Below are 24,455 nucleotides of genomic sequence, written 5' to 3' on the forward strand. Positions count from 1 at the left end.
GAGTGAATATTAAGGTTTATATATCCCTAATTCAGTTAAATGCAGTCTTAAAATACGGCGTAATTCGAGTACAGCTTCAGGCGTTTCTTGAATAGAATGTCCACCTTTTAAGATTTTTTCCGAAATTGCACCCTCTAAATGCGCACTTCGATAGGGCACAATATCATCCGTAATTAAATTGAGATCATCTAAACCTGTGTTATTACCCATAATAGAATGGAATTTAAAACCTTTATATGGCGTAATATCTTTGGTGAGTTGGGTGAATTTTGAGTTTTTGGATAAATCACTTGGACCATTTTGGATAATCCCATGCCCAAGTTCTTTGACGAAGTCATCCAGTCCTATTTGACCTTGTAACGTGTCGGCAAAAGCACCTAAAAATGCACCCGGTAATTTAATAATTTTACGTGCCGCACGGGTAAACCAACGATCTGCATAATCTGTTCCGCGATGTGGAGATGCTAAAAATATCGCGCGATCAAATTGAGGAATCGCCTGCATTTGTAACCGTGCTTTAAATAGCGGGTTATTTTTAAATTGATCGAGTTTACGGTTGTTGACCAGTTTTTGCGTATCGTTCACGAGGTCAGCATTACTGACTAATAATCGAGAAATAATACCGCCCATGCTATGCCCAATAAGCACTGCATCTTTGGCAGCGGCAGCATTTGGTTGCACTTGATCAAAAGCTTGCGTCACAATGCTATGAATTTGAAAGCGGCTTTCCAAAATAGGCATATTGGTGGAGTAAAACACTTGCCAGACTTGGAAGTTTTCTCGTAACACTGGATCGCCCATAATATCATTGGTCAGGCGAATCCACGCTTCTGGACTACTGGCTAAACCATGCACCAAAACAATCACTTTTTTGTCTGGATTATAAGGTTCAAGCATATATAAATGCGGCATCAGAATTTGATCATCACGATCAATTAAGCTTAAATAAGCTGAACGACCTAAGTTATTTTCAGCAAGCCATAGCCCATAAGGTGCAGAGAAATTCGCAGCAAGCGGGTAATCACGACCAGCAATTTTCACTTTTTCATTTTTATACGGATCATAAAGTTTTAAGTGAAATTCAGGGTTGGTGAGGATATCTTTTACATCACGTTGTGATTTTGGTTGTGCTGTAATGGTGGTGGCTAAATAGCGAGCATCATGAATATTGGGATTTATTCCATTTGGATATTTATGGTTCAATGGATCGACAATATATTTAGCTTTTGTGTTGGGTGGATTTTTATCTTCAGGCATCACCACTAAAAATTCAGAACCGAAACCATCACGGCGTGTTACTGAGCGCAGACCTGAGAAATTCATGTTATAGGTCGATAAAAGCTGTTCGGCCTTTTTCTCTTTGAGCTGTGGATAAAACTCAAAATCAACATGATAGATACTTTCACCAATTTGCAAACGACGACTGGCTTCTGTACTGGTATGACGTTGGTTATAGGCTTGAACTAAGTGTGCAATCGCAAGGTTATAAAAATCTCGAATTTGTACTTGGCGGTTATCGAAAATACGGTCTTGAGGAACACGCTCTGTTTTAAAGAGATAGGCATAACTATAGCGAATGCTTTTATCAAGCATTGCCAATTGGGTGTCTAAACATTTTTCGATAGTTTGCTTTTGTAATAACTGTTTTTCATCGGACTGTGTCTTGCTGAGTACACTGGTTTTACATTCTGATGATTTGCCAAGCTGTATAGATTTGGCAAGGAACAGTTCACTGGCTGTTGATAACAATTGTTCATCTAAAATTTGTGGAATTTTTTGTAATTCTTCAACACATTGTTCCGGTTGATTCATACAATTTTTCGACTCACGACCGGTCATCGACAGCACATTCAAGCTTGCTTCACTGAGTTTATCACGGGTGAGAATACTGTCTCGTTCATTGGAAATACTGACATTGATCTTTTGATTTTTTACACTCACGACCTGACAACCGGTCAAGGAGCTTAAAAAAATTGCTGAGCATAGCCATAATGCTTTATTCATTTTATAGTGCATAAAAATTTATTTGCTCGATAGAGATGTGAATGTTAATTCGTTGTATTTTACTAATATTTATATAATAAAAAAGACTGCCGAAGCAGTCTAATTTGTAACTTTGCACAACAAATGTCGTATTAAGTTTTTGGTGTCATTACTTGCCATACATTCCAACGACCTTGTTTCTCAATTTCTTGAATCAAACGGTCAGCCACTTCAGCTTCTTGTGGATATTTAATCTTGTAGTTTTTTAAAGTTTGAACGGCATTCTTTTTATTTTCCATTGCAATATAGTTGTTTGCAGCAGATAAATACGCTTCTTGAACGCCCGCTTTCATGGCTTTATCTAGGTATGGAATCGCTTCACGTTGACCACCACCTTCAGACAAACCAAAACCAAACCAGAAGTTTGCTTCTGCATCATCTTGGTTGATTTTTAAAATGCGCTGTGCGTAGTTCATTGACTTCGTGGTGTATACCGAACCTAAGTCCAAATTACGTGCCATGACACTGGCTTTAAATGCACGAACAAGAATATCGAACGATGCATTATCTTTTACAGCAAGGGTGTCGAGTTGTTGAGTTAACTCTTTTAGTTTTGCTTCAAAGCCTTTACGTTCTTGACGCTCAGTAAAGCGAGGTGGGTAATGACGTGCTTTACCTTCAACCAATTGTAAGAAATCATCAATTTCAGTGATATCAATTTCGTTGTCGCCTGCAAGTGCAGCATAGCGTACAGAACGTGTGTTGCTATTCACGGTTGGAACGATGAGTTTATTGGTATCAAGTGTTAACGTTTTGCCTGGCGCATCGCTACGATTGACCACCATTTTTGTGACAGGTTGCGCTGCCGCTTTTTGCAAATGAACTTCAAATGCAGGCGGCTCATTATAATTAAATGGATTTAAGGCATAGAATGGCGCAGAAAGTTGTGGCTCTGTGAAGACCATTGCATCTTTAGACTGAGCATTATGTTTGTTTGGTGTTGTTGAACACGCTGTTATGCCGAGGGCTAAGACCGCGAGTGCCAAAGGCTTTAAAGTCATAATATCCATCCATTTGTGTTATTTTCTAAAGAAAGTTGTCTGTGAGTCAGTCTAAAAAAGTTATATGCAACATGCAAGGTTTGGCGTGTTACATATTGAAATGTTCATAATCACGCTTTGGATTGCTGGGTTTGCGCTTCGCATTCACGACGCGCATTGTCTAGAATCTTTAATTCTTCTTCGCTAAATGGCTGATCTTCAGATTTGTTTTTCTTAAAGGTCGGATCAAGCAAAGATAGACGGTTGCATAAAGTATTCATACGTTTTTCATTTTGTTGAATACGATCAAGCAAAATACGCATGCCTTCTAAAATCGGATCAGATTGTTCTTCCGTCGCGGCATAAGGTTGGAAGCCAATACTTTGTGCATAATCACGGCGACGCGCTTCAGCATCATCAGCGGGTTTGTCTTTGGTGATAAAGCGCGCAGGGTTGCCTACAGCCGTCGTATTTTCAGGTACGGCCTTGGTGACGACCGCATTTGAGCCGACTTTGGCATTTTTACCCACGGTAAATGGACCTAAAATTTTAGCGCCCGCGCCAACAACAACACCATCTTCTAATGTTGGATGACGTTTGCCTTTATTCCATGTGGTGCCACCTAAGGTCACACCATGATATAGGGTAACATCATCACCAATTTCTGCGGTTTCACCGATCACGACACCCATGCCATGATCAATGAAAAAGCGACGACCAATTTTTGCACCCGGATGAATTTCAATTCCCGTGGCAAAACGGCTCAATGAAGATAATGCGCGTGCTGAACCCTTACAATCTTTGTTCCATAACTCATGTGCAACACGGTGCATAATCAGCGCGTGAATGCCAGGATAAGTGGTTAAGACTTCTAGGGTATTACGTGCGGCAGGGTCGCGCGCAAAGACAGCTTGAATATCCTCTTTGAGCTGTTTCAGCATTAGATTGAATCCTTGTCCGATGTCGATGTATCTGTTGATTTTTTCCATGTGCCATTATTTAAGGCTTGCACACGGCTGAAAATACCACGAAGTAAATGATATTCCATACGATCTAATTGTATACGTCCAAAAAGACGACGCAAGCGTAATGGCAATAATCGTGGGTTTTTTGGATCCATAAATTCAATTTCAGCCAACATTTTTTCTAAATGCGGATAAAACTGTTCCATTTGCGCATGTTCAACCAAAGGTTCATCCCATTGCATATCAATATCATCAGTGACATGCATTTTAGCTTCGGGATTAACAATCTCTTCAGTTTTTGCCATAGCTGCCATACGCATTTCATAGCAAATGACTTGAATGGCTTGTGCGACATTCAGTACGCCGTAATCTGTATTGACTGGAATGGTGACATGATAGTTTGCCATCGCCAATTCTTCATTGGTGAGACCACGATCTTCACGCCCAAATACGACAGCCACTTCTTGCTTCGATTCCACCACGGCACTTAATGATTTTTCTGCAGCAGGGCGAGCATCGAGTAATGGCCAAGGAATGGTGCGACTACGCGCACTGGTACCAAAGACCAAATGACAATCTTGGATTGCTTCTTCAAGTGTGTCGACAATTTCAATCTGTTCAATCAGATCGACTGCGCCCGCAGCTAACGCGTTGATGTCAGGATGCGGATAAGTTTTTGGTGCAACCAATACCAGTTTAGATAAGCCCATGGTTTTCATGGCACGTAATGCACTACCAATGTTGGCTGGTAGGGTGGTATTGACCATGACAATACGCACATGGGAGAGATGTGCTGAAATGGCAGCATTGTCAAATTGACTCATGATGATTCCAAAGATTAGATTTTAAAAATTACGAATATTGTGCTTGAGATTCAGACTGATATAAGTCCAAAGCTTCGTCCATGCTCATATTGGCAGGCGGTGGCGGTACATCCACGGGTTTTGCCTGCTGATAAGACACGGCTTTGGCAGCTTTAGATTTCACTTGATATTCAATATGAATACATGATTTACCAAAGTAATCACGGAATTTGGCGAGGACCTCATCGAGGGGGGCGACTTTCCAATTGATGCCCAAATGCAATTCCGTGGTTGCATATGGATAATCCAAATACAACACCACAGGAATGTGGGTACACATATCAATATTGGTATACGGCGTTAAAATTTGCTGTAAATCACGTCCAAGTGTGTTGGTCAAATGCTCAGGACTTAAGGTGATTTTAATACTATTGGCACGTTTTTGGCGAATTTCATTCAGGCTAAAGGCCTTGGTTAAGCGACCTAATGGACGATCGAAACCTTCACGCTCATAAATTTCACCTTCAATCACGACAACTTTATCGACTTGGACAATGTCTTTGAAACGTTGGAAGCGTTCATGATTGGTCGAAATCTCAATTCGAGCGGTACCATCATCTAACGTTACCATCATACGATTTGGGAAGTTGGCAACATCGACAACTAAACCCGCAAAGACAGTGGTCACGCCACGGCGTGTCGGTGTAAGTTCATTAATTGGACTTGGGACAAAAGACTTCAATTCAGTTCGATAGACATCAATTGGATGACCTGTGAGGTATAAGCCTAAAGTGTCTTTTTCACCTTTGAGACGGACTTCATCTGACCAAGCTTTAACGGGTTTTGATGGTTTGCGTTGGACTTCTTCAACTTCACCAAACAAATCCATAATACCAGTTTCACGGTTCTGACGCGCTTGATCGGCAGCTTGTACGGCTTCAGGAAGTTGAGCCATTAAGTCAGCACGTTCAATGCCTAAACAGTCCATCGCACCGGCACGAATGAGCGCTTCTAAGGTACGTTTATTGATTTTTTTCAGATCAACACGATGGCAAAAATCGAAGATATCGCGGAACGGACCATCTTGAATGCGTGAATCAATCACCGATTGCATTGCTGCTTCACCCACACCTTTAATTGCACCTAAACCATAGACGATGGTTTTTGGGTCGCTGGCATGGAATTGGTACAGTGACATATTGATCGACGGTGGTAATACTTGTAAACCGTTATGGCGGCAGTCATCGATAATAAACACCACGTTATCGGTGTTTTGCATCTCTGATGTCATCACCGCTGCCATAAATTCGGCAGGATAATGTGCTTTTAACCAAGCAGTTTGATAAGCCACCAAAGCGTAGGCTGCGGCATGTGATTTGTTAAAGCCATAACCTGCGAATTTTTCCATATAATCGAAAATATGGTTGGCAGTAGCTTCATCAATATCTTTCTTCGCAGCACCTTCGATGAAGATTTGACGATGTTTAATCATCTCCTCAACTTTCTTTTTACCCATCGCACGACGGAGTAAATCGGCACCACCCAAGCTATAGCCTGCACAGAACTGCGCAGCCTGCATCACCTGTTCCTGATAGACCATAATCCCGTAGGTTGGCTCTAACACGCCTTCAAGCAGGGGATGTAGATATTCAAACTCACCACCGTGCATACGATGGATAAAGTCAGGAATGAGATCCATTGGACCCGGACGATATAACGATACGAAGGCAATAATTTCTTCGAATTTACTTGGACGGGCTTCCTTGAGCATTTTTTTCATGCCCACGGATTCAAACTGGAAGACCGCCGTCGTGTTGGCTGAAGCGAAAATATCGTAAGCCGCTTTGTCGTCGAGTGGAATATAAGAAATGTCGACTGGGTCAGTAATATCAGGACGTGCATTGATATGCTTAATGGCATCTTCAATCACGGTCAAGTTACGTAAACCCAAGAAGTCGAACTTCACCAGCCCCGCAGATTCAACATCGTCTTTATCGAACTGTGCGACACGTGCCGTACCATCGGCGTCACACATAACTGCAGAATAATCGGTCAGTTTGGTTGGGGCAATCACCACACCACCGGCATGTTTACCGGTATTTCGGGTAATCCCTTCAAGCTTCAGCGCCATTTCCCAAATTTCAGCCGCATCGTCATTGTCTGGGTTGGCTGGATTGGTGACAATGTCTTTAAGTTGTGGTTCGGCTTCTAAGGATTCAAGCAGACTTAAACCCAAAGGTTTGGTTGGGATCATTTTCGAAATACGATCCGCTAAACCATAAGATTTACCCAAAACACGTGCCACATCTCGAATTGCACCTTTGGCTGCCATCGTACCGAATGTTGCGATTTGAGACACTGCATCACGTCCGTAAGTCCGTGCCACATAATCAATCACGCGGTCACGACCTGCGATACAGAAATCGACGTCGAAATCGGGCATCGAAACACGTTCAGGATTTAAGAAACGTTCGAAGAGTAGATCGTAACGGAGTGGATCAAGATCGGTAATTTTTAAGCTATACGCGACCAGTGAACCAGCACCCGAACCACGACCCGGACCAACAGGTACGCCGTTGCCTTTAGACCATTGAATAAAGTCCATGACAATGAGGAAGTAACCAGGGAAGCCCATATCCAAAATAATTTTAACTTCGAATGCTAAACGTTCATCGTAAGGTTTACGAATTTCAGCCCAATCCTCGCCGCGCTGTTCAGGCGGATAAAGAAAGTTTAAGCGTTCTTCCAAACCTTCTTCGGATAAATGCGCGAAGTAGGTATCAATGGTATGGCCTTCAGGAATTGGATAATCCGGTAAGTCATTAAAACCTAAACGTAAAGTGACATTACAACGTTTGGCAATCTCAAAAGTGTTTTCAATGGCAGTCGGAATGTCAGAAAACAGTTCTGCCATTTCCTCAGCATTTTTAAAATATTGTTCAGGACTATAAGTTTTTGGACGACGATTATCACCAAGCACATAACCATCGGCAATACATACGCGCGCTTCATGCGCTTCAAAATCATCACGTTCGATGAAGTGCACATCATTGTGTGCCACAACACCAATATTATATTTTTTCGCGAGTTTGACCGCTTCTTCAATAAAAGTATCTTCATCAGGACGATGCGTACGTGTCAGCGCTAAATAAACCCGATTACCAAATTTTTCAACCCACTCTTGTAACAGCGGTTCGGCTTTGTCGGGATTTGAGGTAATGAGCATTTTACCGACATCAGATTGCATGCCCAATAGCACGATTAAATCTTGATGTTGATTCAAAATCCATTCTTTCTGAACGCAAGGAATATCGAGTTGTTGACCTGAAATATAGCCTTCAGAGACAAGCTCAGTCAGGTTACGCCAACCTGTATTGGTCATAGATAACAACGTCACACGATGTTCAGCATCATTCAGACGGATTTCAGAACCTAAAATTGGTTTAATGCCTTTATCGAGGCACTTTTTATAGAACTTAACTGCCGCATGAAGATTAGATAAATCGGTCAGGGCAAGGGCAGGCATCTCTTGACTTGCTGCAGCTTTGACGAGCTCAGGTATCCGTACGATAGATTCTGTAATCGAAAATTCTGTATGAATACCAAGATGAACAAAGTGCATAGAAGAGTCCCTGCGAAAGCTAAAAAGTATTTTAGCATGGGAAATTACATTGCAGTTTGAAAAAGGGGCGAAACGGCTAATTTTTGGGTGGCTAATCTGATAATTTTCTTAGTTCCGTTTGATGTACATGAACTGAAGCGTTTGTGGGCATCGTCATCGGGAGGGTATCATTACAAATCGGTCGATTGACTGAAGTTTGTCTGTAAAGAAGCTGAATTGATTGTTTCAAGTTTATTTTTGATCAGCTCAACGAGATACAGAGATTCTTCAGCCTGAATATAAGTGCCAACATCAATCACTTTCGTGCCGCGATGTAGCAAAATTTTGCCAGGTTGTTGTTTGGTTGGATTGATATTGACACTGACTTGAGTAATGTCAGAGATAGGAATAATTTTAAATTTCCCCATCCCTAAAATTGAGTTCTTAATTTTCAGCTGTTGATTGGTGATTTCAATGATTTGTTTTCCAAACAGCAGCCATAGCCATGTTTTGATGATACTGAAAAGAATAAATACAAAAACAAGGGCAATCATGATTTGAATATAATCACGATGATCGATCGTTGAAAAATAGTTCTTCGTCACCTCATATAAACCGCTATAGAGCATAAACGATAGTGTAAGAATACTGATGAATAGAATGAAGATAGGTGTTGAGGTTGGAATAGAAATAGACAGACCATTGAAGTCATGAATGATGGTTGCTTTACCATTGTTATTCTTCATATTTTTAATTTATTGCTCATTTTTCTGAAGTATAAATGAATGGTCTAAAAAAAACACCCTGAAATACAGGGTGCTCTTTGAACATTTCTTAGGTTTTAAATTATTAACGAATTTTGGATAACCAATCACCCACACTCTGTACAATTTGCACCAAAATCAACAAAACAATCACGGTCATAATGACCACAGAAGTGTCAAAACGTTGGTAGCCATAAGAAATTGCTAAATCACCAATACCGCCTGCACCCACTGCACCTGCCATTGCAGTCGCGCCAATCAAGCTGATGGTGGCTGTGGTTAAGTTTAAAATGAGTGAACTGCGTGCTTCAGGCAATACAAACTTGAAAATGGTTTGCATTGGGGTTGCACCCATAGCTTGCGCTGACTCAATAATTCCTTCATTCACTTCGAGTAAAGACGTTTCAATTAAGCGACCAATATAAGGGCCGACATAAATCGTTAACGGGACAATCGCAGCCCACGTGCCGATCGAGGTGCCGACCAAAAACTTAGTAAGTGGAATGACTGCAATTAAAAGAATGATAAAAGGCAGCGAGCGCAGGGCATTTACAATTGGATTTAGCCCGTGATAAAGCACACGATTGGGTAAAATACCATTCGGACGTGTCACAACTAAAGTGATCGCTTGGATAAAGCCCCAAATACAGCCAAACAACATAGCGAAGAACACCATGTGAAAGGTTTCTTGTAAGGCAGTCACAAACTGATCCATCGACAGCGAGCTTTTCCAAAATGGTGCAGTTAATGTGGTGAGCCATTGCACAATTAAATCTCTCATGCCTGAACTCCTGCTTGATCGACTTGAACGCCGTTGTCCTCTAAGAATGAAATCACATTTTGAATCACGTGATCATCGCCTAAAAGCTGAATAAACATTTGCCCAATCACGGCACCGCCAATTTCCGTCATATTGGCAAATAAAATATTGAGACTAATATCAAAGCGTTTAATTGCCGCTTGAATTACGGTTTCTTGTGCAGAACTTCCCAAGAATTTGAGGCAATAAATACTGTTATGATTTTGATTTTCTAGATTCTTTAAAATATTAATTGGTAAATTTTGCTGTAATACGGTTTGAATAAAGCTTTTGGTTGTTGCATGTTGTGGCTGACTGAAGATTTGCAAAGTCGAACCTGTTTCAATCACATCGCCTTTTTCCATGACGGCAACATAGTCACATACAGATTCAATCACATCCATTTCATGGGTGACCATCACAATGGTAATGCCTTGCTCTTGATTGATTTTTTTCAGCAAAGCTAAAACAGATTGTGTAGTTTGTGGATCAAGTGCGGAGGTTGCTTCATCACACAGTAAAATTTTAGGATGATTGGCAAGGGCACGGGCAATGCCGACACGTTGCTTCTGCCCACCTGAAAGTTCATCGGGGAAAGCATTGCGTTTATGTTTTAAATCGATAAATTCGAGCAGTTCTTCTAGACGTTTTTCACGTTCAGCTTTAGACCAACCCAAAAGTTTCATGGGCATTTCAATGTTGGCTGCAACGGTTTTGGTTTGCATTAAATTGAAATGCTGGAAAATCATGCCAATATTGGCACGTTCCTGACGTAAGCGTGCTGCATCAAGTGCAGTGAAGTCAGTATCATTAATGAAGATTTGCCCAGCGCTTGGACGTTCTAGTAAATTAATGAGACGAATCAGTGTGCTTTTACCTGCACCACTATAACCAATGATGCCAAAAATACTGCCTGTTGGAATCGATAGATTAATCTGATTCAGCGCCGCTAAAGTTTGACCTTTATGCGTATAGTGTTTAGAAATATTCTTAAATTCGATCATAGCGTCAAAGGTTACATCAGGAATAAAAAAACAGGCAAAGAAGACTTTGCCTGTCCTAAAACTGCATTATAGACTTATTTTGCGCCAGTCAAATAGCTTGTTGGTTCATTTACAGCAACTTTTGTTCCTGCAAAATGTTCATCTACATATGCTTTTACCGCTGGCGTATGGTAAAGCGCACCGACTTTTTGTAGTACAGGATCATTGGCACGATCTGCTGCGACGGCTAAAACGTTAACATTCATTTTCGTGCTTTGATCCACTGGCTCGTAGTAGATTGAATCTTTCAATACGTTTAAACCACCTTCCATTGCAAGGGTATTACCCAAGACAATTGCATCCACTTCATCTTTCACACGAACAGCGGTTGCCATTTGAATCGGTTTAATCACGATTTTCTTCGCATTTTCAGTCACATCAGACGTTGTGCCTTTGACATTGTCAAAGTTCGCTTTAAGCTTCACTAAACCTGCTGATTGTAATAGTAACAATGCGCGTGATTCGTTAGCGCCGTCGTTTGGAATGGCAATCGTTGCGCCTGTTTTAAACTCTGCTAAAGTTTTTACTTTGCTTGAATAGATACCCATTGGCTCTAAATAAGTCGTAGAGAGGGGTGCAATTTTCGCAGTGTTGGCATCGTTATACGCAACCATGTAGGCATACGATTGGAATGCATTCACATCAATTTCTTTATTTGCAACTGCTGTGTTCATTGCGACATAGTCAGTGAAATTTTTCACATCAAGTTTTAAACCCGCGTCTTTGGTTTCAGGCAATGTTGCAATATGACGCCATACATCCGCATCTGAACCTGTTGATGCAATCGTTACGGTTTGAAGTTCACCAGCATTTTTATCGTTTTGAGCTGCATCCGTTGCAGGCGCTTCTTGTTTGCCACACGCTGTCAAAGTCAAAACAGATGCACCGAGTAAAACGCTAAGTAGCTTTTTCATAAAGATGTCCTAATTTTCAAATTGCCTAATCTATAGATAAGTCAGGTTGCGTTAAAATATTTTTATTGCAAGTAATTGATACCTATAAGATTGGGCTTAAAGTAAGTTTGCGCAAAGAAAATGTACTTGTCGCAACACTTTTATAAAATGTCTCTCATCAGCGCAGATTAAACCGCTATATCTGGTATCTATTAAAATAAGAAAATAGATATATTATAATGATATAGAGGAATCTAACGCCTTGAATCTGTGCCTATCATAACAACAAATCTATATTCATTATAGCGGATAAAAAAGCATAACTTATCTCTTTAGTAGCATATGAAATTTAACAGATTCATTAAAATATCAATAAATACAATATATTATTTTTAGTGAAAATGATGCTTACATGTAAACTGCTGAAATATTAGACTTTATAAGATTTTACTCAATCTAAATCACAAAAAAGAATATAATCTTTGGTATAAAAGCGTAAAAAGACGCGCTGAACCGTATTAGGCATTTAACTTAAAGCCCGCAAATTTTTAATCCAATATAACAATTGAGGGCACGGCACTTAACAAAACGGAATATGCAGGTAATCGCTACGTTGCTTTTCATACAGCACATGTAAATTTAATGGATGCTCAAGAGGCATAAGTGGGTGACTAAACTCACTGACTTTTTCCATGCCAATACGTTGCATCACGCGTTCCGATGGTTGGTTTGCAGATGCCGTAAATGAAATCACTTTGTCTAATCTTAGATTGCGAAACGCATGTTTAAGCACAGCTTTTGAGCCTTCGGTGGCATAACCTTGATGCCAATATTGTGGCAGTAAACGCCAACCAATTTCAGGTGCATCTGCCATTTCAAATTCAGGTGGATGGACGTGTAATCCAATAAAGCCAATAAATTCACCTGTGGCTTTAAGCTCTACAGCATATAAACCCCAACCGCGAGTTTCTATGGCATCTTTAAGCCGTTGCATAAATGCTGTGGCCTCGGAAGCATTGAGTTTTTTATAGAAGTGGCGCATGACCTGATCATCTGCACACATTTGGATAAATGGGGCAGTGTCGGAGTCTTGCCATTGGCGGAGGATCAGGCGAGGGGTTTCTAATATCATACTTTAAAATTTTTCAATATTTAATAATTGAGTATATTACTCAAATTATTCAGTATGCAGATACTTATGCTTAAATCTAATGACTACTAAATATGACAGAAAGAAGTTAGAACTATAAATACAATTTAATTTCAGAGTAAAAAATAACCGATGAATGTCTATCTATTTCTTTGAAATAGACTGATAAGATAAATTTGAGTTTATTAATTTGTAGGTGAAGCTGTGAAATATATGATTCTTAGTCTTCTAGTTAATTGTATGGCTATTAATGCTGTTCAAGCGGGAGATAGAATAACTATGGATTCAAATCCATTTAATGTTTTCGGTGCAAATAATGGAGTAGCTGAACAGAAATCTTATTGGGAAAAACAGCGTGAAGAAGAGCGAAAACGTGAAGAAGACAAAAAACGTTATCAAAGCTCTACAGGAACAAATTATCAATATAATTTAAATAATGCAGTAGATCGTAATAACTATAGTATTGATTTAGATGCACAGCGTAGAGATCAAATGAGTTTAAATCCAACTCGTAGTCTAGATAGGGGTATCGGGCAATTTGGCGGGGGAATTATTGATTGATTAAAATCTAACTAATCTATATTTGATGTTAATAGGTTATTGAAATACCATGAAATTGTAATAATTTTTTTATTATTTGAAATAATGCATAGCAATTTTTATAAAAAATAGCAATTTGGTATCTTTAATTAGTAAAAACCCCGCACTCAGCGGGGTTTTTTGTACTTAAAACTAATTAAGCATTTTCACGCGCAATTGCACGGTAACCAATATCTTTACGGTATTGAACGCCGTCGAATGTCACTTTTTGACAAAGTTCTAATGCTTTTGCTTGTGCTTCACCAATCGTATCACCAAGTGCAGTCACACAAAGCACACGACCGCCAGCAGTCACGATCTCACCATTTTCATTGGCTTTTGTACCTGCATGGAATACTTTCGCATCAGCCATCACAGTGTCTAAACCTGAAATCACATCGCCATTGCTTGATGTTTCAGGGTAGCCTTTAGACGCAAGTACGATACCCACAGTTTTACGCTCATCCCATTCAGCCTCGCTAGGTAAATTACCTTCAATACCTGCTTGAACCAAATCAACGAGCGATGATTTTAAACGCATCATAATCGGCTGAGTTTCAGGGTCACCAAAACGACAGTTAAACTCGATCACTTTTGGTTGACCTTTATCGTCAATCATCAAACCTGCGTATAAGAAACCTGTATAAACGTGACCGTCTTTTTTCATACCTTCAACGGTAGGACGCATCACTTCATTCATGGTTTTTTCAAATACGTCAGCAGTCACCACAGGCGCAGGAGAGTATGCACCCATACCACCTGTATTTGGACCTTGGTCGCCTTCAAAAATACGTTTATGGTCTTGAGACGTTGCCATTGGCAAAATGTTGTCGCCATCAATCATACAAATGAATGATGCTTCTTCACCTGCAAGGAATTCTTCGATCACAACACGAGAACCCGCATCACCAAACTTGTTGCCTGCAAGCATGTCGTCAATGGCATCAAATGCTTCTTGATTGGTCATGGCCACGATCACGCCTTTACCTGCAGCAAGACCATCCGCCTTAATCACAATTGGTGCACCATTTTGCTCAACAAATGCTTTGGCAGCATCGACTTCTGTGAATACGTCATAGAAAGCAGTTGGAATGTTGTGACGTTTTAAGAAGTGCTTGGCAAATGCTTTAGAGCCTTCCAATTGGGCTGCAAATTGCGTTGGACCCCAAATTTTAACGCCCGCAGCGCGGCAAGCGTCCACAACACCGTTCACGAGCGGTGCTTCAGGACCGACAACAATCAGTTCAACTGCATTGTTTTTGGCAAAATCAATAATGGCAGGGTTGTCGAGAATGTCTAAAGCGACATTTTCACATTTATTTTCAGTTGCAGTACCTGCATTACCTGGCGCAACAAAGACTTTTGTCACTTGATCGTCTTGTGCGATTTTCCACGCCAATGCATGCTCACGACCGCCACTACCCAAAACTAAAATGTTCATCTTTAGAATAACCCTCGAAAATGAAATCCCAATGCCGAATTCGGCTTAAAAATCATTAACATCTTAACGCAAGATGCAAATTAAAACAGACATAATAACCCCCCCTTTATCAAAAGGAGGGCTTATTTAAAGTTTTACAACTTAGTGGCGGAAATGACGCATGCCAGTGAACACCATGGCAATACCTGCTTCATCAGCAGCAGCAATCGTTTCTTCGTCGCGCATAGAACCACCCGGTTGGATAATGCATTTGATGCCTGCTTTTGCAGCATTATCAATACCATCACGGAATGGGAAGAATGCATCAGATGCCATTACCGCACCTTCAACCACGAGTCCTGCATGTTCAGCTTTGATCGCAGCGATACGAGCAGAGTTTACACGGCTCATTTGACCTGCGCCCACACCAATGGTTTGACGGTTTTTTGCATACACAATCGCGTTAGATTTCACGTATTTCGCTACTTTCCAAGCAAAGATCATGTCATCGATTTCTTGTTCAGTTGGTGCACGTTTAGTCACAACTTTTAAGTCATCTTTAGTGATCATGCCTAAGTCTTGGTCTTGAACCAATAAACCGCCATTTACGCGTTTGTAGTCAAGTTGTGCAGCACGTTCGTCAATCTTTGGTAATTCACCACATACAAGAACACGGACGTTTTTCTTCGCGCCAGTCACTTCAAGTACGCCTTCAGCGATGCTTGGTGCAATGATCACTTCAACGAATTGACGGTCTACAATCGCTTGTGCAGTTACAACGTCTAATTCACGGTTGAATGCAATGATGCCACCGAATGCAGATTCAGGGTCGGTTGCATACGCGAGATCATATGCTGCTTTAATGCCGTCTAAAGACACTGCAACGCCACATGGGTTGGCGTGTTTTACGATCACACAAGCAGGTTTTACAAATGATTTTACACATTCAAGTGCAGCATCTGTATCTGCGATGTTGTTATAAGACAATTCTTTGCCTTGTAACTGCTTCGCTGTTGAAACAGATGCTTCAGTTGCAGTTGATTCTACATAGAATGCAGCAGATTGATGTGGGTTTTCACCGTAACGTAAATCTTGTGCTTTGTTCAATTGCGTGTTGAACGTACGAGCAAATTTTTCAGCTTGACCTTCATCTTTACCTACGCGAGCGCCTAAGTAAGATGCGATCATGCCGTCATATTGAGCCGTATGTTCAAATGCTTTTACCGCTAAGTCAAAACGTGTTGCATAAGATAAAGCACCCTCAGCTTTAAGCTCAGCGACAACAGTTGCATAGTCAGATGCATTTACCACAATGCCGACAGACGCATGGTTTTTTGCCGCAGCACGAACCATCGTCGGACCACCGATGTCGATATTTTCAATCGCATCAGCCAGTGAACAGTTTGGTTTTGCTACGGTTGCAGCAAATGGATAAAGGTTAACCACAACTAAATCGATTGCATCAATGTTGTGTTCAGCCATCACAGCTTCGTCTAGACCACGACGAGCTAAGATACCCCCATGAATTTTAGGATGTAGCGTTTTTACGCGTCCGTCCATCATCTCTGGAAAACCTGTATGCTCCGAAACTTCAACAACAGCAACATTATTGTCTTTCAACAATTTGTATGTTCCGCCAGTTGATAAAATTTCTACCCCTAGAGCAGCAAGTTCTTGTGCAAATTCAACAATACCAGTTTTATCTGATACAGAGATTAAAGCGCGTTTAATAGTCATGATCTTCGTCACAGTCTTCAAGGAACAAGTTAAAACAAAAAAAGGCAAAAAATTTGGTCAAAAAAAATGCCTGCGTTAAACGCAAGCATTTTATCATTTATTCACTCATTAAACCGTGAGCTTTCAACTTTTTACGAAGAGTACCACGGTTGAGTCCGAGGATCTCAGCAGCACGTGTCTGATTACCACGCGTATATTCTAGAACTACAGATAGAAGAGGTTTCTCCATTTCTGCCAGCACCATGTCGTAAACCTGAGATGGTTGCTCACCTTGCAGCTGTGCAAAGTAATGGCGAACTGCGCGATCTACGTGGATACGTAAAGCAACATCAGATTGTGCAGTAAAAATAGGAGATTTGCTATTCATGCGAATTAATCCGAAAAACAAATATCACTTGGGTAAAGCGATATATAAAAGTGGTCTAGAAATTGAAATGAACTCCGCTTTAGATCCTAAAACTGGAGTTCTAAAACTTAATCATTGCATTGAGCCAATAGCTTGCCACATCTAGCTGTCTTGGTCGAAAAATAAGCGTAACAATAGTTAAATTTTTGTTACAGACCTAAATCAAACAAAAAAACCTACTCAATACGCATTCAGGAATAAAGCGCATTAGGTAAAATTGTATTTGTTGTGAAAAACGAGCGAAGAGTTGGCAGCACATAGCTTTCGTGGCGCGTATAATACCATTGTCTAGGAAAAAGTGAGCAAGAAAACTGCATTTTTTTTAGTTTTTTTTCACTTTTTTAATAGGTTTTTTCAATCTTATGGGCGAATTATTTCTAAACTGTAATGATCGAAGCTATCTCGCTTGACTGGAAGCTCAAATTGAAATTTAAAAGGACTGTTTTGTGGAATGCGTTGAATGCTGCTTAGACTTTCAATTAAATATTGATTTGGCTCGAGTAAATAACTTTCGCTAATGACGCCCGCTTTTTTTAGATGGACACGTAATTTTGGCATGGCTAAGCTGCGTTCATGATAATTCATCAATTCACCAGAAAATTGAGTTTTATCTGGCTCAAGAGTAACGAGCTTCACTTTACGTGTATGGATTAAATCGTAATGTTCCGCCAAGTTTGAACAATTAAACACGTCACAAATACTATTAAAAGCAGTACTCATAATGTGACTGTTTTTGAGATATTGGGGATTAAACCAAAAGAATTGAAAAAGAAGAATACCTAGCAAGCCAAGATTTAAGATTCCCCACGTAAAATAATGGGCGAAATTACGCTTATGGGTTTGCTCTTGTTGTGCTTCCCAATCAACAGCTGGCAAGACACTAATTGGCTCAGTGCTAAAATAATTTAAATTGTTGAGATAGGTTTTTAAATCGATATTCGAGTTTTCAACTTTTTGATTGAAAATATCTAATAAGGCATGCGCATCGGATGAATGCTGAAGCTGTGTGTTTGAACGTTGAAACCCTTCTTCTTGAATTGGAGTAAGGGATTCAACAGTCGGCTCAGATTGTAAATGGGTGACTGAGGGTTTAGGTTCAGTCACCAAATGGGATAACGCGTTAAAAGAGGTGGTGCATTTTGGACAGCAAACCATACCCTGAGCAATTGTCAGCTGAGCAACCGAAACTTTATAGGTTGTTGAGCAGGTCGGGCAGTAGGTTCTTTTGTCACTCATAAAATATATGCACGCTCTTTAGTTTTTATGGCGTTTGCCCGAAATACGGCACCAATATTCGTCACGCTTTTCGACTTCTAATATATCAAAAAATTCTGAATAAATACCAGAAACATCATCAACTTGTTCTTCAATAACACCCGCAAGTGCGAATTCTGCCTCAGGTTTAACTAAAGTTGCGAACTCAGGCGCAAGCATCATGAGTGGACCTGCAAGAATATTTGCTACAAAAACGTCCGCTTTGGTCGCACCAAGTTCATGATTAAATTCTTCAGGTAAACCCACATACAGACGGTCAAGCACACCATTGAGTTCTGCATTTTGTTGGGTTGCTAATACCGCTTGCGGGTCAATATCAGTCGCATATGCTTTTTTTGCACCGAGTAATAATGCTGCAACCGCTAAAATACCTGAACCACAACCATAGTCGATCACGATTTTGTCTTTTACATCGGTTTTACCTAACCACTGTAAGCAAAGGAAAGTCGACGCGTGATTCCCTGTACCAAAGGCTAAACCTGGATCGAGTTTGATATTTACGGCATCTGCATCGGGGGCTTGCATCCATTCAGGCACAATCCAGAATTTTTCCGCAATTTGGATCGGCTCGTAAGCATCCATCCATGTGCGTTCCCATTCTTGATCTTCCATGAACTCATGGCGTAAAGGTGCTTCTGGCATTTGTGCAGTAATAAAGGTCACGATGGCATCGACATCAATGGCTTCGTCATCTTCTTGTGCGTAGATACCCGTCACAATGACTTTATTCCAAAGCGGTGTTTCACCCGGAAGTGGTTCAAGTAAGTCCTGATTTTCAGCATCATCTAAGGTAACACTCACTGCACCTAAAGAACTCAGCAGTGTCTCAGTGTAGTCCACTTGAGCTTGATCAACAGTAATATGAATTTGTAACCACTTCACAGAAATAACCTTAATGTTCTTTTTAAAAAGCTATTGTAGCGGAAGTTTTTAGCTTCTGCTGCTTTCTTCAAGCCAACTTGAAAAAATAAAGAGATGCGAATGGGGCATCTCTTTATCTAGATCACGCATTTATTGGCTTTTCGGGTAAACTTTCAGCTTCGACGGGTGCAAAGCGATTGAGTAACATCCCAAAGATGGCTGCAAAAATATACATAAAGATCGAATATACAGCAGCGGGCATTGCAATGGCAGAACTAGAGAGCACAGTTAAGGCAATGGTCATGGCAAGCGTACTGTTATGAATACCAATTTCAAAGGCAGAGGCACGCGCTTGTTTGCTATTAATGTTCATTAAACGTGGTACAAAATAACCAATGGCTAAACTAAATAAACAGAACAAGGCTGTTGCAAAGCCAACTTGGGCTAAATAAGTGGCAATGTTGGCACGTTCACTCATAATTGCACCGACAATAATCAGAATTAAAAAGGTTACTGCGAAGATACGTAAAGGCTTATTCAGTTTTTCAGTAAGCTTCGGTGCATAGTGTCGAATGAGCATACCAATCGCGACAGGAATAATGATAATGCCAAAGACTTGTAAGATTTTTCCAAACTGAAGACTGACCTGTTGACTGTCTTGCATAAAGTGCAGAATGGCAAAGTTGACAATAAAAGGTAAGGTGAGGGCTGCAATAACTGAATTAATGGCGGTTAAAGTAATATTTAACGCCAAATCACCTTTAAATAAATAGCTAAATAAATTTGCTGTGCTGCCTCCCGGTGATGCGGCAAGCAGCATTAAGCCGACTGCTAAGAGTGGTGGTAAGCTAAAAATTTTACATAAAAGAAAAGCAATACCGACTAAAAGTACCAATTGACAAAAAAGAGCCACCAAGACCGCTTTAGGATGTTTCGTCACGCGTGCGAAATCTTTAAGCGTCAGCTCTAAGCCTAAACCAATCATAATGATGGCAAGTGCGAGCGGTAATAAAATCGTGATAATGCCAGAATCCATCTGCATACTCCTTGAATGATTATTATATCTTTATCGTTTTTTACGTTTATAGCATAGCGATGTTTTGGTCGCTGTCATCTGTGTGTTACAAATCTAATGAGCCGTTTTTTGGAGTTGCAAGAACGCGAGGTTGCCGGCTGATTAAAAAACCAAAAATGCTCGCAAAGCTGTACATGATCAGCGTGTACATTCCTGCTGGAACGGCAATCATGACATTTTCCATCACTGAAAGTGCCATTGTCATTGCTATGGCGGTGTTGTGGATGCCAATTTCAAAACTGCAGGCGCGTGCCTGCCGATCTGGAATACCCATTAACAGCGGCACGCAATAACCAATAAATAGGCTGGCAAAACAAAACAGGATCATTGCAATACCCACGCTTTCGAAATATTCATATAAATGATAGCGTTCTTGAAAGCTGGCAAAGCTAAACAACAAGATCAGAAAAGAAATCGAAAATATTCGCATCGGACGATGCATTGTTTTGGAGAGTGCGGGAAATTTCGCACGGATCCACATGCCCAATAGCACGGGTACCGCCATAATCATAAAGACCTGAACAATACGAATCGTTGGTAACACCACATTTTCATGTTGCTCTACAAAGTAGACTAACGACATTTTTATAATAAAAGGTAAGGTGAAGATTGAAACCAAAGTGTTCAGTGCAGTGATGGTGATATTGAGCGCAATATCGCCCTGATATAAATAGCTAAACAAACTGGCGGTTGGTCCACCCGGTGAGCCTGCAAGCAGCATTAAACCGACGGCAAGCAAAGGCGGTAAGTGAAGGACAATGCAAATTAAAAAAGCGATACTGGTCAAAATCACCAATTGTGAAAACAAAGCCACGAAAATGACTTTTGGATAGCGACTTACCCGTAAAAAATCTTGAATGCTGAGCTCAAGTCCGAGCCCCATCATCATGACCGCAAGTAAAATCGGCAATAAAAATATAAAGAAAACCGAATCCATGGATATTCCTTTTTATTATTGATTATGTTTATTATTTTAAATATAAATGAGATTAAAGAATAAGCAAGTAGTGATAGATCAACATCCATGTCAATCTATCGGATAAAAATAGCACTACGGTTATTATGATGATTAGCGTGGACGAGGTGGGGTAAAGCCAAGGCTACATTTTCCTTTTACTTCTTGACCATTGATAGTGGCAGTTGTTGCACCTGTCACGCCTTGGCAAGTGCTGTAAATTTCAGCTTCATTGCCCATCATGCCATTTTTGTTGGATGAGAAAAATTGTTGCTCACACGTCCCATTCCAGATAATACCGCGATGGGCAAAAGTCACCGCATCGCCAGCAGATTTTCCTTTACAAACCTTTTGATAGAGATTGGCATCATAGACTTTTGCAACTTTATCATTGGCGAAAGCCATGGGGCTTAACGCAAAACCACTCATGATGAGGGCACAGAACACTTGAGATTTCACTTGATTCTCCTTGTTAAACGAAATGTCTATTCCATCTTAGGAGCTTGAAAGTGACATACAACGGGCTTAGCGTTATCAGCATGGCTTATTTGTAGCGTTATTTTATACATATGCAATAAAAGTCATTTAAATGTTGAGATCTCCTCTGCACAGGCAGCAATAATTTCAACGGAATTTATCAATATTCGGACGAAGTTTGCTATAATGTTCAGCTATTCTTTTATTCTCTCAATTTACCACTATGCATTATCCTAAAGTATACGATGTCATTGTGATCGGTGGCGGTCACGCAGGTACGGAAGCGGCTTTGGCTGCAGCGCGTATGGGTCGACAGACTTTACTCTTAACTCACAACATTGAGACTTTGGGGCAGATGAGCTGTAACCCAGCCATCGGTGGTATTGGTAAATCACATTTGGTACGTGAAATTGATGCTTTGGGCGGTGCAATGGCATTGGCTGCCGACAAAGGCGGTATTCAATTCCGTATTCTAAACTCACGTAAAGGTGCTGCTGTTCGTGCAACACGTGCACAAGCGGATCGTATTCGTTATAAAGCAGCCATTCGTGAAACCTTAGAAAACCAAGCGAACTTGGATATTTTCCAACAATCTGCAGATGACCTCATTCTTGAAGGCGATACCGTTAAAGGTGTTGTTACTCAAATGGGTATTCGCTTCGATGCGAAAACAGTTGTCTTGACTGCGGGTACATTCTTGGGCGGCGTGATTCACGTGGGTCTAAACAATGCATCAGGCGGTCGTGCTGGCGATCCACCGTCAATTTCGTTGGCTGCGCGTCTACGTGAATTGAATTTGCCTGTGGGTCGTTTAAAAACAGGTACGCCACCACGTATTGACGCACGTTCAGTTGATTTCTCTGTGATGACTGCACAACCGGGTGATTTCCCATCACCGACGATGTCATTTATGGGCGATGCATCAATGCACCCTGAACAAGTGAATTGCTATATCACGCATACCAATGAGCGTACTCACGACATTATTCGTGGTGGTTTAGACCGTTCACCAATGTACACGGGTAAAATTGAAGGTGTTGGTCCACGTTACTGCCCATCTATTGAAGATAAAATTCATAAATTTGCTGATAAAGACTCGCATCAAGTATTCCTTGAGCCTGAAGGCTTAGATACGCACGAGCTTTATCCAAATGGTATTTCAACATCGCTTCCATTTGATGTTCAGTTTGAGCTTGTTCGCTCAATTCGTGGTATGGAAAATGCTCACATTTTACGTCCGGGTTATGCAATTGAATACGATTATTTCAATCCACAAGCATTGAAATTTACCCTTGAAACCAAAGCAATTAATAACTTGTACTTTGCCGGTCAAATTAACGGTACAACAGGTTATGAAGAAGCCGGTGCACAAGGTCTACTTGCAGGTCTAAACGCCGCACGTCGTGCTTGGGATCAAGAACAATGGACACCAAAACGTGATGAAGCGTACATGGGTGTGCTTGTCGATGACCTAATCACTCTAGGTACCAAAGAACCGTACCGTATGTTCACTTCACGTGCCGAATACCGTTTGATGTTGCGTGAAGACAACGCAGATCAACGTTTAACAGCCATTGGTCGTGAAATGGGTCTTGTGGATGATACGCGTTGGGCGGCTTATTGCGAGAAAATGGAAGCTGTTGAAAAAGAAAAAGGTCGTTTACAACATCTTTGGGCAGCGCCAAATAATCCAATGGGTAAAAAATTCGTTGAGATGACCGGTGCTGATTTATCGAAAGAATGTTCAGCAATTGATTTGCTGAAACGTCCAAATATCACTTTCGCACAAATTGCTGAGTTAACTGGTTCTGAAGTAACGCCGTTTGTCGGTGAGCAAATTGAAATTGCAGTGAAATACGAAGGTTATATTAACCGTCAGCAAGAAGACGTTGCACAAATGAAACGTCTTGAAGAAACACGTATTCCAAGTGATTTCGATTATGACATCGTATCTGGCTTGTCTCGTGAAATTACACTTAAGCTTAAAGATGTACGTCCTGAAACACTTGCGCAAGCAAGTCGTATTCCGGGGGTAACACCGGCAGCCGTTCAATTGGTGATGATTACGATTCGTAAAAATAATCAAGCGAAAAAATCTGCTTAATATTTGAAGTTTAGAAAACCCGCGTAATGCGGGTTTTTTTTTATGGTGGAATAGAACAGTTATTTTACAATCTACCTCTCCCTGACCCTCTCCTAAAAGGAGAGGGAAATCTATTGTTATGATGATTAGATTTTTGATTCATTGCTTTGCTAAAATAGCTAAAGTCCCAAATAATAGTTATGAAAGATGCCATACCAACTTGTAGAACTCGATATTCAAGCCACTGACAATATTGCTTGCCCACATTGTCATCAAGAGATTATTAACTGGCAAGAAGAACAATACGTGCAGCCGTGTGAACATACCTTATTTATCGCTATGGATATTGGTTTTGAATACATCACTGATGAATTTGAACAAACCATGCAAAAAACTGTTGATGAACTGCATGCCAATGATGACATTGTGGATATGTTTGAAGAAATTAGCCTAAGTACTTATCCAAGTTATTTAATTTTAAAATCAGATTTAGGCGCGGCAGGATATTCGAGATATATCGGTTTGACGGTTTAAAAGTTTTATAAA

General features: G+C 40.6%; 21 protein-coding genes. 3 read left to right on the forward strand and 18 right to left on the reverse strand.

The features are described from left to right. Positions 1-9: 9 nt before the first annotated feature. The 10 genes from GFH30_RS05615 to GFH30_RS05660 all read right to left on the reverse strand — a co-directional run bounded on the left by GFH30_RS05615 (position 10) and on the right by GFH30_RS05660 (position 13,023). A complete protein-coding gene (locus GFH30_RS05615; protein ID WP_153371292.1) occupies positions 10-2,016 on the reverse strand; it encodes an esterase/lipase family protein in 2,007 nt (668 codons plus the stop codon). A gap of 119 nt (positions 2,017-2,135) precedes the next feature. Then, on the reverse strand, positions 2,136-3,044 hold the full coding sequence (locus GFH30_RS05620; protein WP_153371293.1) for an ABUW_2363 family tetratricopeptide repeat lipoprotein: 909 nt from the start codon (positions 3,042-3,044) through the stop codon (positions 2,136-2,138). Between the two features lie 110 nt (positions 3,045-3,154). After that, complete coding sequence (gene cysE / locus GFH30_RS05625; RefSeq protein WP_153371294.1) at positions 3,155-3,964, reverse strand: serine O-acetyltransferase; 810 nt, start codon at positions 3,962-3,964, stop codon at positions 3,155-3,157. Beyond that, entirely contained in the window at positions 3,964-4,812 is an 849-nt protein-coding gene (locus GFH30_RS05630; RefSeq protein ID WP_153371295.1) for an RNA methyltransferase, read from the reverse strand. Before GFH30_RS05630 ends, cysE begins: the two co-directional genes overlap by 1 nt. 28 nt (positions 4,813-4,840) lie before the next feature. Further along, positions 4,841-8,413 (reverse strand): DNA polymerase III subunit alpha, encoded by a 3,573-nt coding sequence (gene dnaE / locus GFH30_RS05635; RefSeq protein ID WP_153371296.1) that lies wholly within the window; start codon positions 8,411-8,413, stop codon positions 4,841-4,843. A gap of 170 nt (positions 8,414-8,583) precedes the next feature. Further along, complete coding sequence (locus GFH30_RS05640) at positions 8,584-9,138, reverse strand: hypothetical protein (protein WP_153371297.1); 555 nt, start codon at positions 9,136-9,138, stop codon at positions 8,584-8,586. A 103-nt stretch (positions 9,139-9,241) separates the two neighbouring features. Then, entirely contained in the window at positions 9,242-9,937 is a 696-nt protein-coding gene (locus GFH30_RS05645) for a methionine ABC transporter permease (protein WP_153371298.1), read from the reverse strand. Beyond that, positions 9,934-10,959 carry a methionine ABC transporter ATP-binding protein gene (locus GFH30_RS05650; RefSeq protein ID WP_153371299.1) on the reverse strand — a complete coding sequence of 342 codons (1,026 nt, stop codon included), beginning with the start codon at positions 10,957-10,959 and terminating at the stop codon, positions 9,934-9,936. The genes GFH30_RS05645 and GFH30_RS05650 overlap by 4 nt, the downstream gene beginning before the upstream one ends. A 74-nt stretch (positions 10,960-11,033) precedes the next feature. Beyond that, a complete protein-coding gene (locus GFH30_RS05655) occupies positions 11,034-11,912 on the reverse strand; it encodes a MetQ/NlpA family ABC transporter substrate-binding protein (protein ID WP_153371300.1) in 879 nt (292 codons plus the stop codon). Between the two features lie 559 nt (positions 11,913-12,471). Beyond that, the gene (locus GFH30_RS05660) at positions 12,472-13,023 is read right to left on the reverse strand and encodes a GNAT family N-acetyltransferase (RefSeq protein ID WP_153371301.1); all 552 of its coding nucleotides are present in this window, start codon (positions 13,021-13,023) and stop codon (positions 12,472-12,474) included. Between the two features lie 258 nt (positions 13,024-13,281). On the opposite strand from GFH30_RS05660, the gene GFH30_RS05665 reads away from it, so the two are divergent. Next, positions 13,282-13,602, forward strand: a complete 321-nt coding sequence (locus tag GFH30_RS05665; protein ID WP_153371302.1) for a hypothetical protein — start codon at positions 13,282-13,284, stop codon at positions 13,600-13,602. Between the two features lie 175 nt (positions 13,603-13,777). Here GFH30_RS05665 and purD read toward each other — a convergent pair whose 3' ends face one another. From purD to GFH30_RS05705, 8 genes are all read right to left on the reverse strand, one after another. Further along, a complete protein-coding gene (purD, locus tag GFH30_RS05670; protein ID WP_153371303.1) occupies positions 13,778-15,061 on the reverse strand; it encodes a phosphoribosylamine--glycine ligase in 1,284 nt (427 codons plus the stop codon). 141 nt (positions 15,062-15,202) lie between these two features. After that, positions 15,203-16,777 (reverse strand): bifunctional phosphoribosylaminoimidazolecarboxamide formyltransferase/IMP cyclohydrolase, encoded by a 1,575-nt coding sequence (gene purH, locus GFH30_RS05675; RefSeq protein ID WP_153371304.1) that lies wholly within the window; start codon positions 16,775-16,777, stop codon positions 15,203-15,205. A 97-nt stretch (positions 16,778-16,874) separates the two neighbouring features. Continuing rightward, positions 16,875-17,144, reverse strand: a complete 270-nt coding sequence (fis, locus tag GFH30_RS05680) for a DNA-binding transcriptional regulator Fis (protein ID WP_001086304.1) — start codon at positions 17,142-17,144, stop codon at positions 16,875-16,877. A 399-nt stretch (positions 17,145-17,543) separates the two neighbouring features. After that, a complete protein-coding gene (locus tag GFH30_RS05685) occupies positions 17,544-18,419 on the reverse strand; it encodes a DUF3426 domain-containing protein (RefSeq protein ID WP_153371305.1) in 876 nt (291 codons plus the stop codon). An 18-nt stretch (positions 18,420-18,437) separates the two neighbouring features. Further along, on the reverse strand, positions 18,438-19,340 hold the full coding sequence (gene prmA, locus GFH30_RS05690; RefSeq protein WP_153371306.1) for a 50S ribosomal protein L11 methyltransferase: 903 nt from the start codon (positions 19,338-19,340) through the stop codon (positions 18,438-18,440). 121 nt (positions 19,341-19,461) lie between these two features. Beyond that, a complete protein-coding gene (locus tag GFH30_RS05695) occupies positions 19,462-20,355 on the reverse strand; it encodes a bile acid:sodium symporter family protein (protein WP_153371307.1) in 894 nt (297 codons plus the stop codon). Between the two features lie 85 nt (positions 20,356-20,440). Next, positions 20,441-21,331, reverse strand: coding sequence for a bile acid:sodium symporter family protein (locus tag GFH30_RS05700; RefSeq protein WP_153371308.1), 891 nt, complete (start codon positions 21,329-21,331; stop codon positions 20,441-20,443). 132 nt (positions 21,332-21,463) lie between these two features. Continuing rightward, positions 21,464-21,778: a hypothetical protein gene (locus GFH30_RS05705; RefSeq protein ID WP_153389231.1), complete on the reverse strand. Its 315-nt coding sequence runs from the start codon at positions 21,776-21,778 to the stop codon at positions 21,464-21,466. Positions 21,779-22,049: 271 nt separating this feature from the next. On the opposite strand from GFH30_RS05705, the gene mnmG reads away from it, so the two are divergent. Together mnmG and GFH30_RS05715 are read left to right on the forward strand one after the other, a co-directional pair. Further along, positions 22,050-23,930 carry a tRNA uridine-5-carboxymethylaminomethyl(34) synthesis enzyme MnmG gene (mnmG, locus tag GFH30_RS05710; RefSeq protein WP_153371310.1) on the forward strand — a complete coding sequence of 627 codons (1,881 nt, stop codon included), beginning with the start codon at positions 22,050-22,052 and terminating at the stop codon, positions 23,928-23,930. A gap of 186 nt (positions 23,931-24,116) precedes the next feature. Beyond that, positions 24,117-24,443, forward strand: a complete 327-nt coding sequence (locus tag GFH30_RS05715) for a hypothetical protein (RefSeq protein WP_153371311.1) — start codon at positions 24,117-24,119, stop codon at positions 24,441-24,443. Positions 24,444-24,455 lie beyond the last annotated feature (12 nt).

Source organism: Acinetobacter wanghuae (genome assembly GCF_009557235.1).
GTDB classification, from domain to species: Bacteria; Pseudomonadota; Gammaproteobacteria; order Pseudomonadales; family Moraxellaceae; genus Acinetobacter; species Acinetobacter wanghuae.

Excerpts from the sequence above, each read along its gene's own strand:
- GFH30_RS05695 (WP_153371307.1), bottom strand. The coding sequence starts at position 20,355 with ATGGATTCTGGCATTATCACGATTTTATTACCGCTCGCACTTGCCATC.
- dnaE (WP_153371296.1), bottom strand. The coding sequence starts at position 8,413 with ATGCACTTTGTTCATCTTGGTATTCATACAGAATTTTCGATTACAGAA.
- GFH30_RS05655 (WP_153371300.1), bottom strand. The coding sequence starts at position 11,912 with ATGAAAAAGCTACTTAGCGTTTTACTCGGTGCATCTGTTTTGACTTTG.
- GFH30_RS05665 (WP_153371302.1), top strand. The coding sequence starts at position 13,282 with ATGGCTATTAATGCTGTTCAAGCGGGAGATAGAATAACTATGGATTCA.
- GFH30_RS05630 (WP_153371295.1), bottom strand. The coding sequence starts at position 4,812 with ATGAGTCAATTTGACAATGCTGCCATTTCAGCACATCTCTCCCATGTG.
- purH (WP_153371304.1), bottom strand. The coding sequence starts at position 16,777 with ATGACTATTAAACGCGCTTTAATCTCTGTATCAGATAAAACTGGTATT.
- GFH30_RS05640 (WP_153371297.1), bottom strand. The coding sequence starts at position 9,138 with ATGAAGAATAACAATGGTAAAGCAACCATCATTCATGACTTCAATGGT.
- GFH30_RS05620 (WP_153371293.1), bottom strand. The coding sequence starts at position 3,044 with ATGACTTTAAAGCCTTTGGCACTCGCGGTCTTAGCCCTCGGCATAACA.
- mnmG (WP_153371310.1), top strand. The coding sequence starts at position 22,050 with ATGCATTATCCTAAAGTATACGATGTCATTGTGATCGGTGGCGGTCAC.
- fis (WP_001086304.1), bottom strand. The coding sequence starts at position 17,144 with ATGAATAGCAAATCTCCTATTTTTACTGCACAATCTGATGTTGCTTTA.
- purD (WP_153371303.1), bottom strand. The coding sequence starts at position 15,061 with ATGAACATTTTAGTTTTGGGTAGTGGCGGTCGTGAGCATGCATTGGCG.
- cysE (WP_153371294.1), bottom strand. The coding sequence starts at position 3,964 with ATGCTGAAACAGCTCAAAGAGGATATTCAAGCTGTCTTTGCGCGCGAC.
- GFH30_RS05650 (WP_153371299.1), bottom strand. The coding sequence starts at position 10,959 with ATGATCGAATTTAAGAATATTTCTAAACACTATACGCATAAAGGTCAA.
- GFH30_RS05615 (WP_153371292.1), bottom strand. The coding sequence starts at position 2,016 with ATGCACTATAAAATGAATAAAGCATTATGGCTATGCTCAGCAATTTTT.
- GFH30_RS05645 (WP_153371298.1), bottom strand. The coding sequence starts at position 9,937 with ATGAGAGATTTAATTGTGCAATGGCTCACCACATTAACTGCACCATTT.
- GFH30_RS05715 (WP_153371311.1), top strand. The coding sequence starts at position 24,117 with ATGCCATACCAACTTGTAGAACTCGATATTCAAGCCACTGACAATATT.
- GFH30_RS05685 (WP_153371305.1), bottom strand. The coding sequence starts at position 18,419 with ATGAGTGACAAAAGAACCTACTGCCCGACCTGCTCAACAACCTATAAA.
- GFH30_RS05700 (WP_153371308.1), bottom strand. The coding sequence starts at position 21,331 with ATGGATTCGGTTTTCTTTATATTTTTATTGCCGATTTTACTTGCGGTC.
- GFH30_RS05705 (WP_153389231.1), bottom strand. The coding sequence starts at position 21,778 with ATGAGTGGTTTTGCGTTAAGCCCCATGGCTTTCGCCAATGATAAAGTT.
- GFH30_RS05660 (WP_153371301.1), bottom strand. The coding sequence starts at position 13,023 with ATGATATTAGAAACCCCTCGCCTGATCCTCCGCCAATGGCAAGACTCC.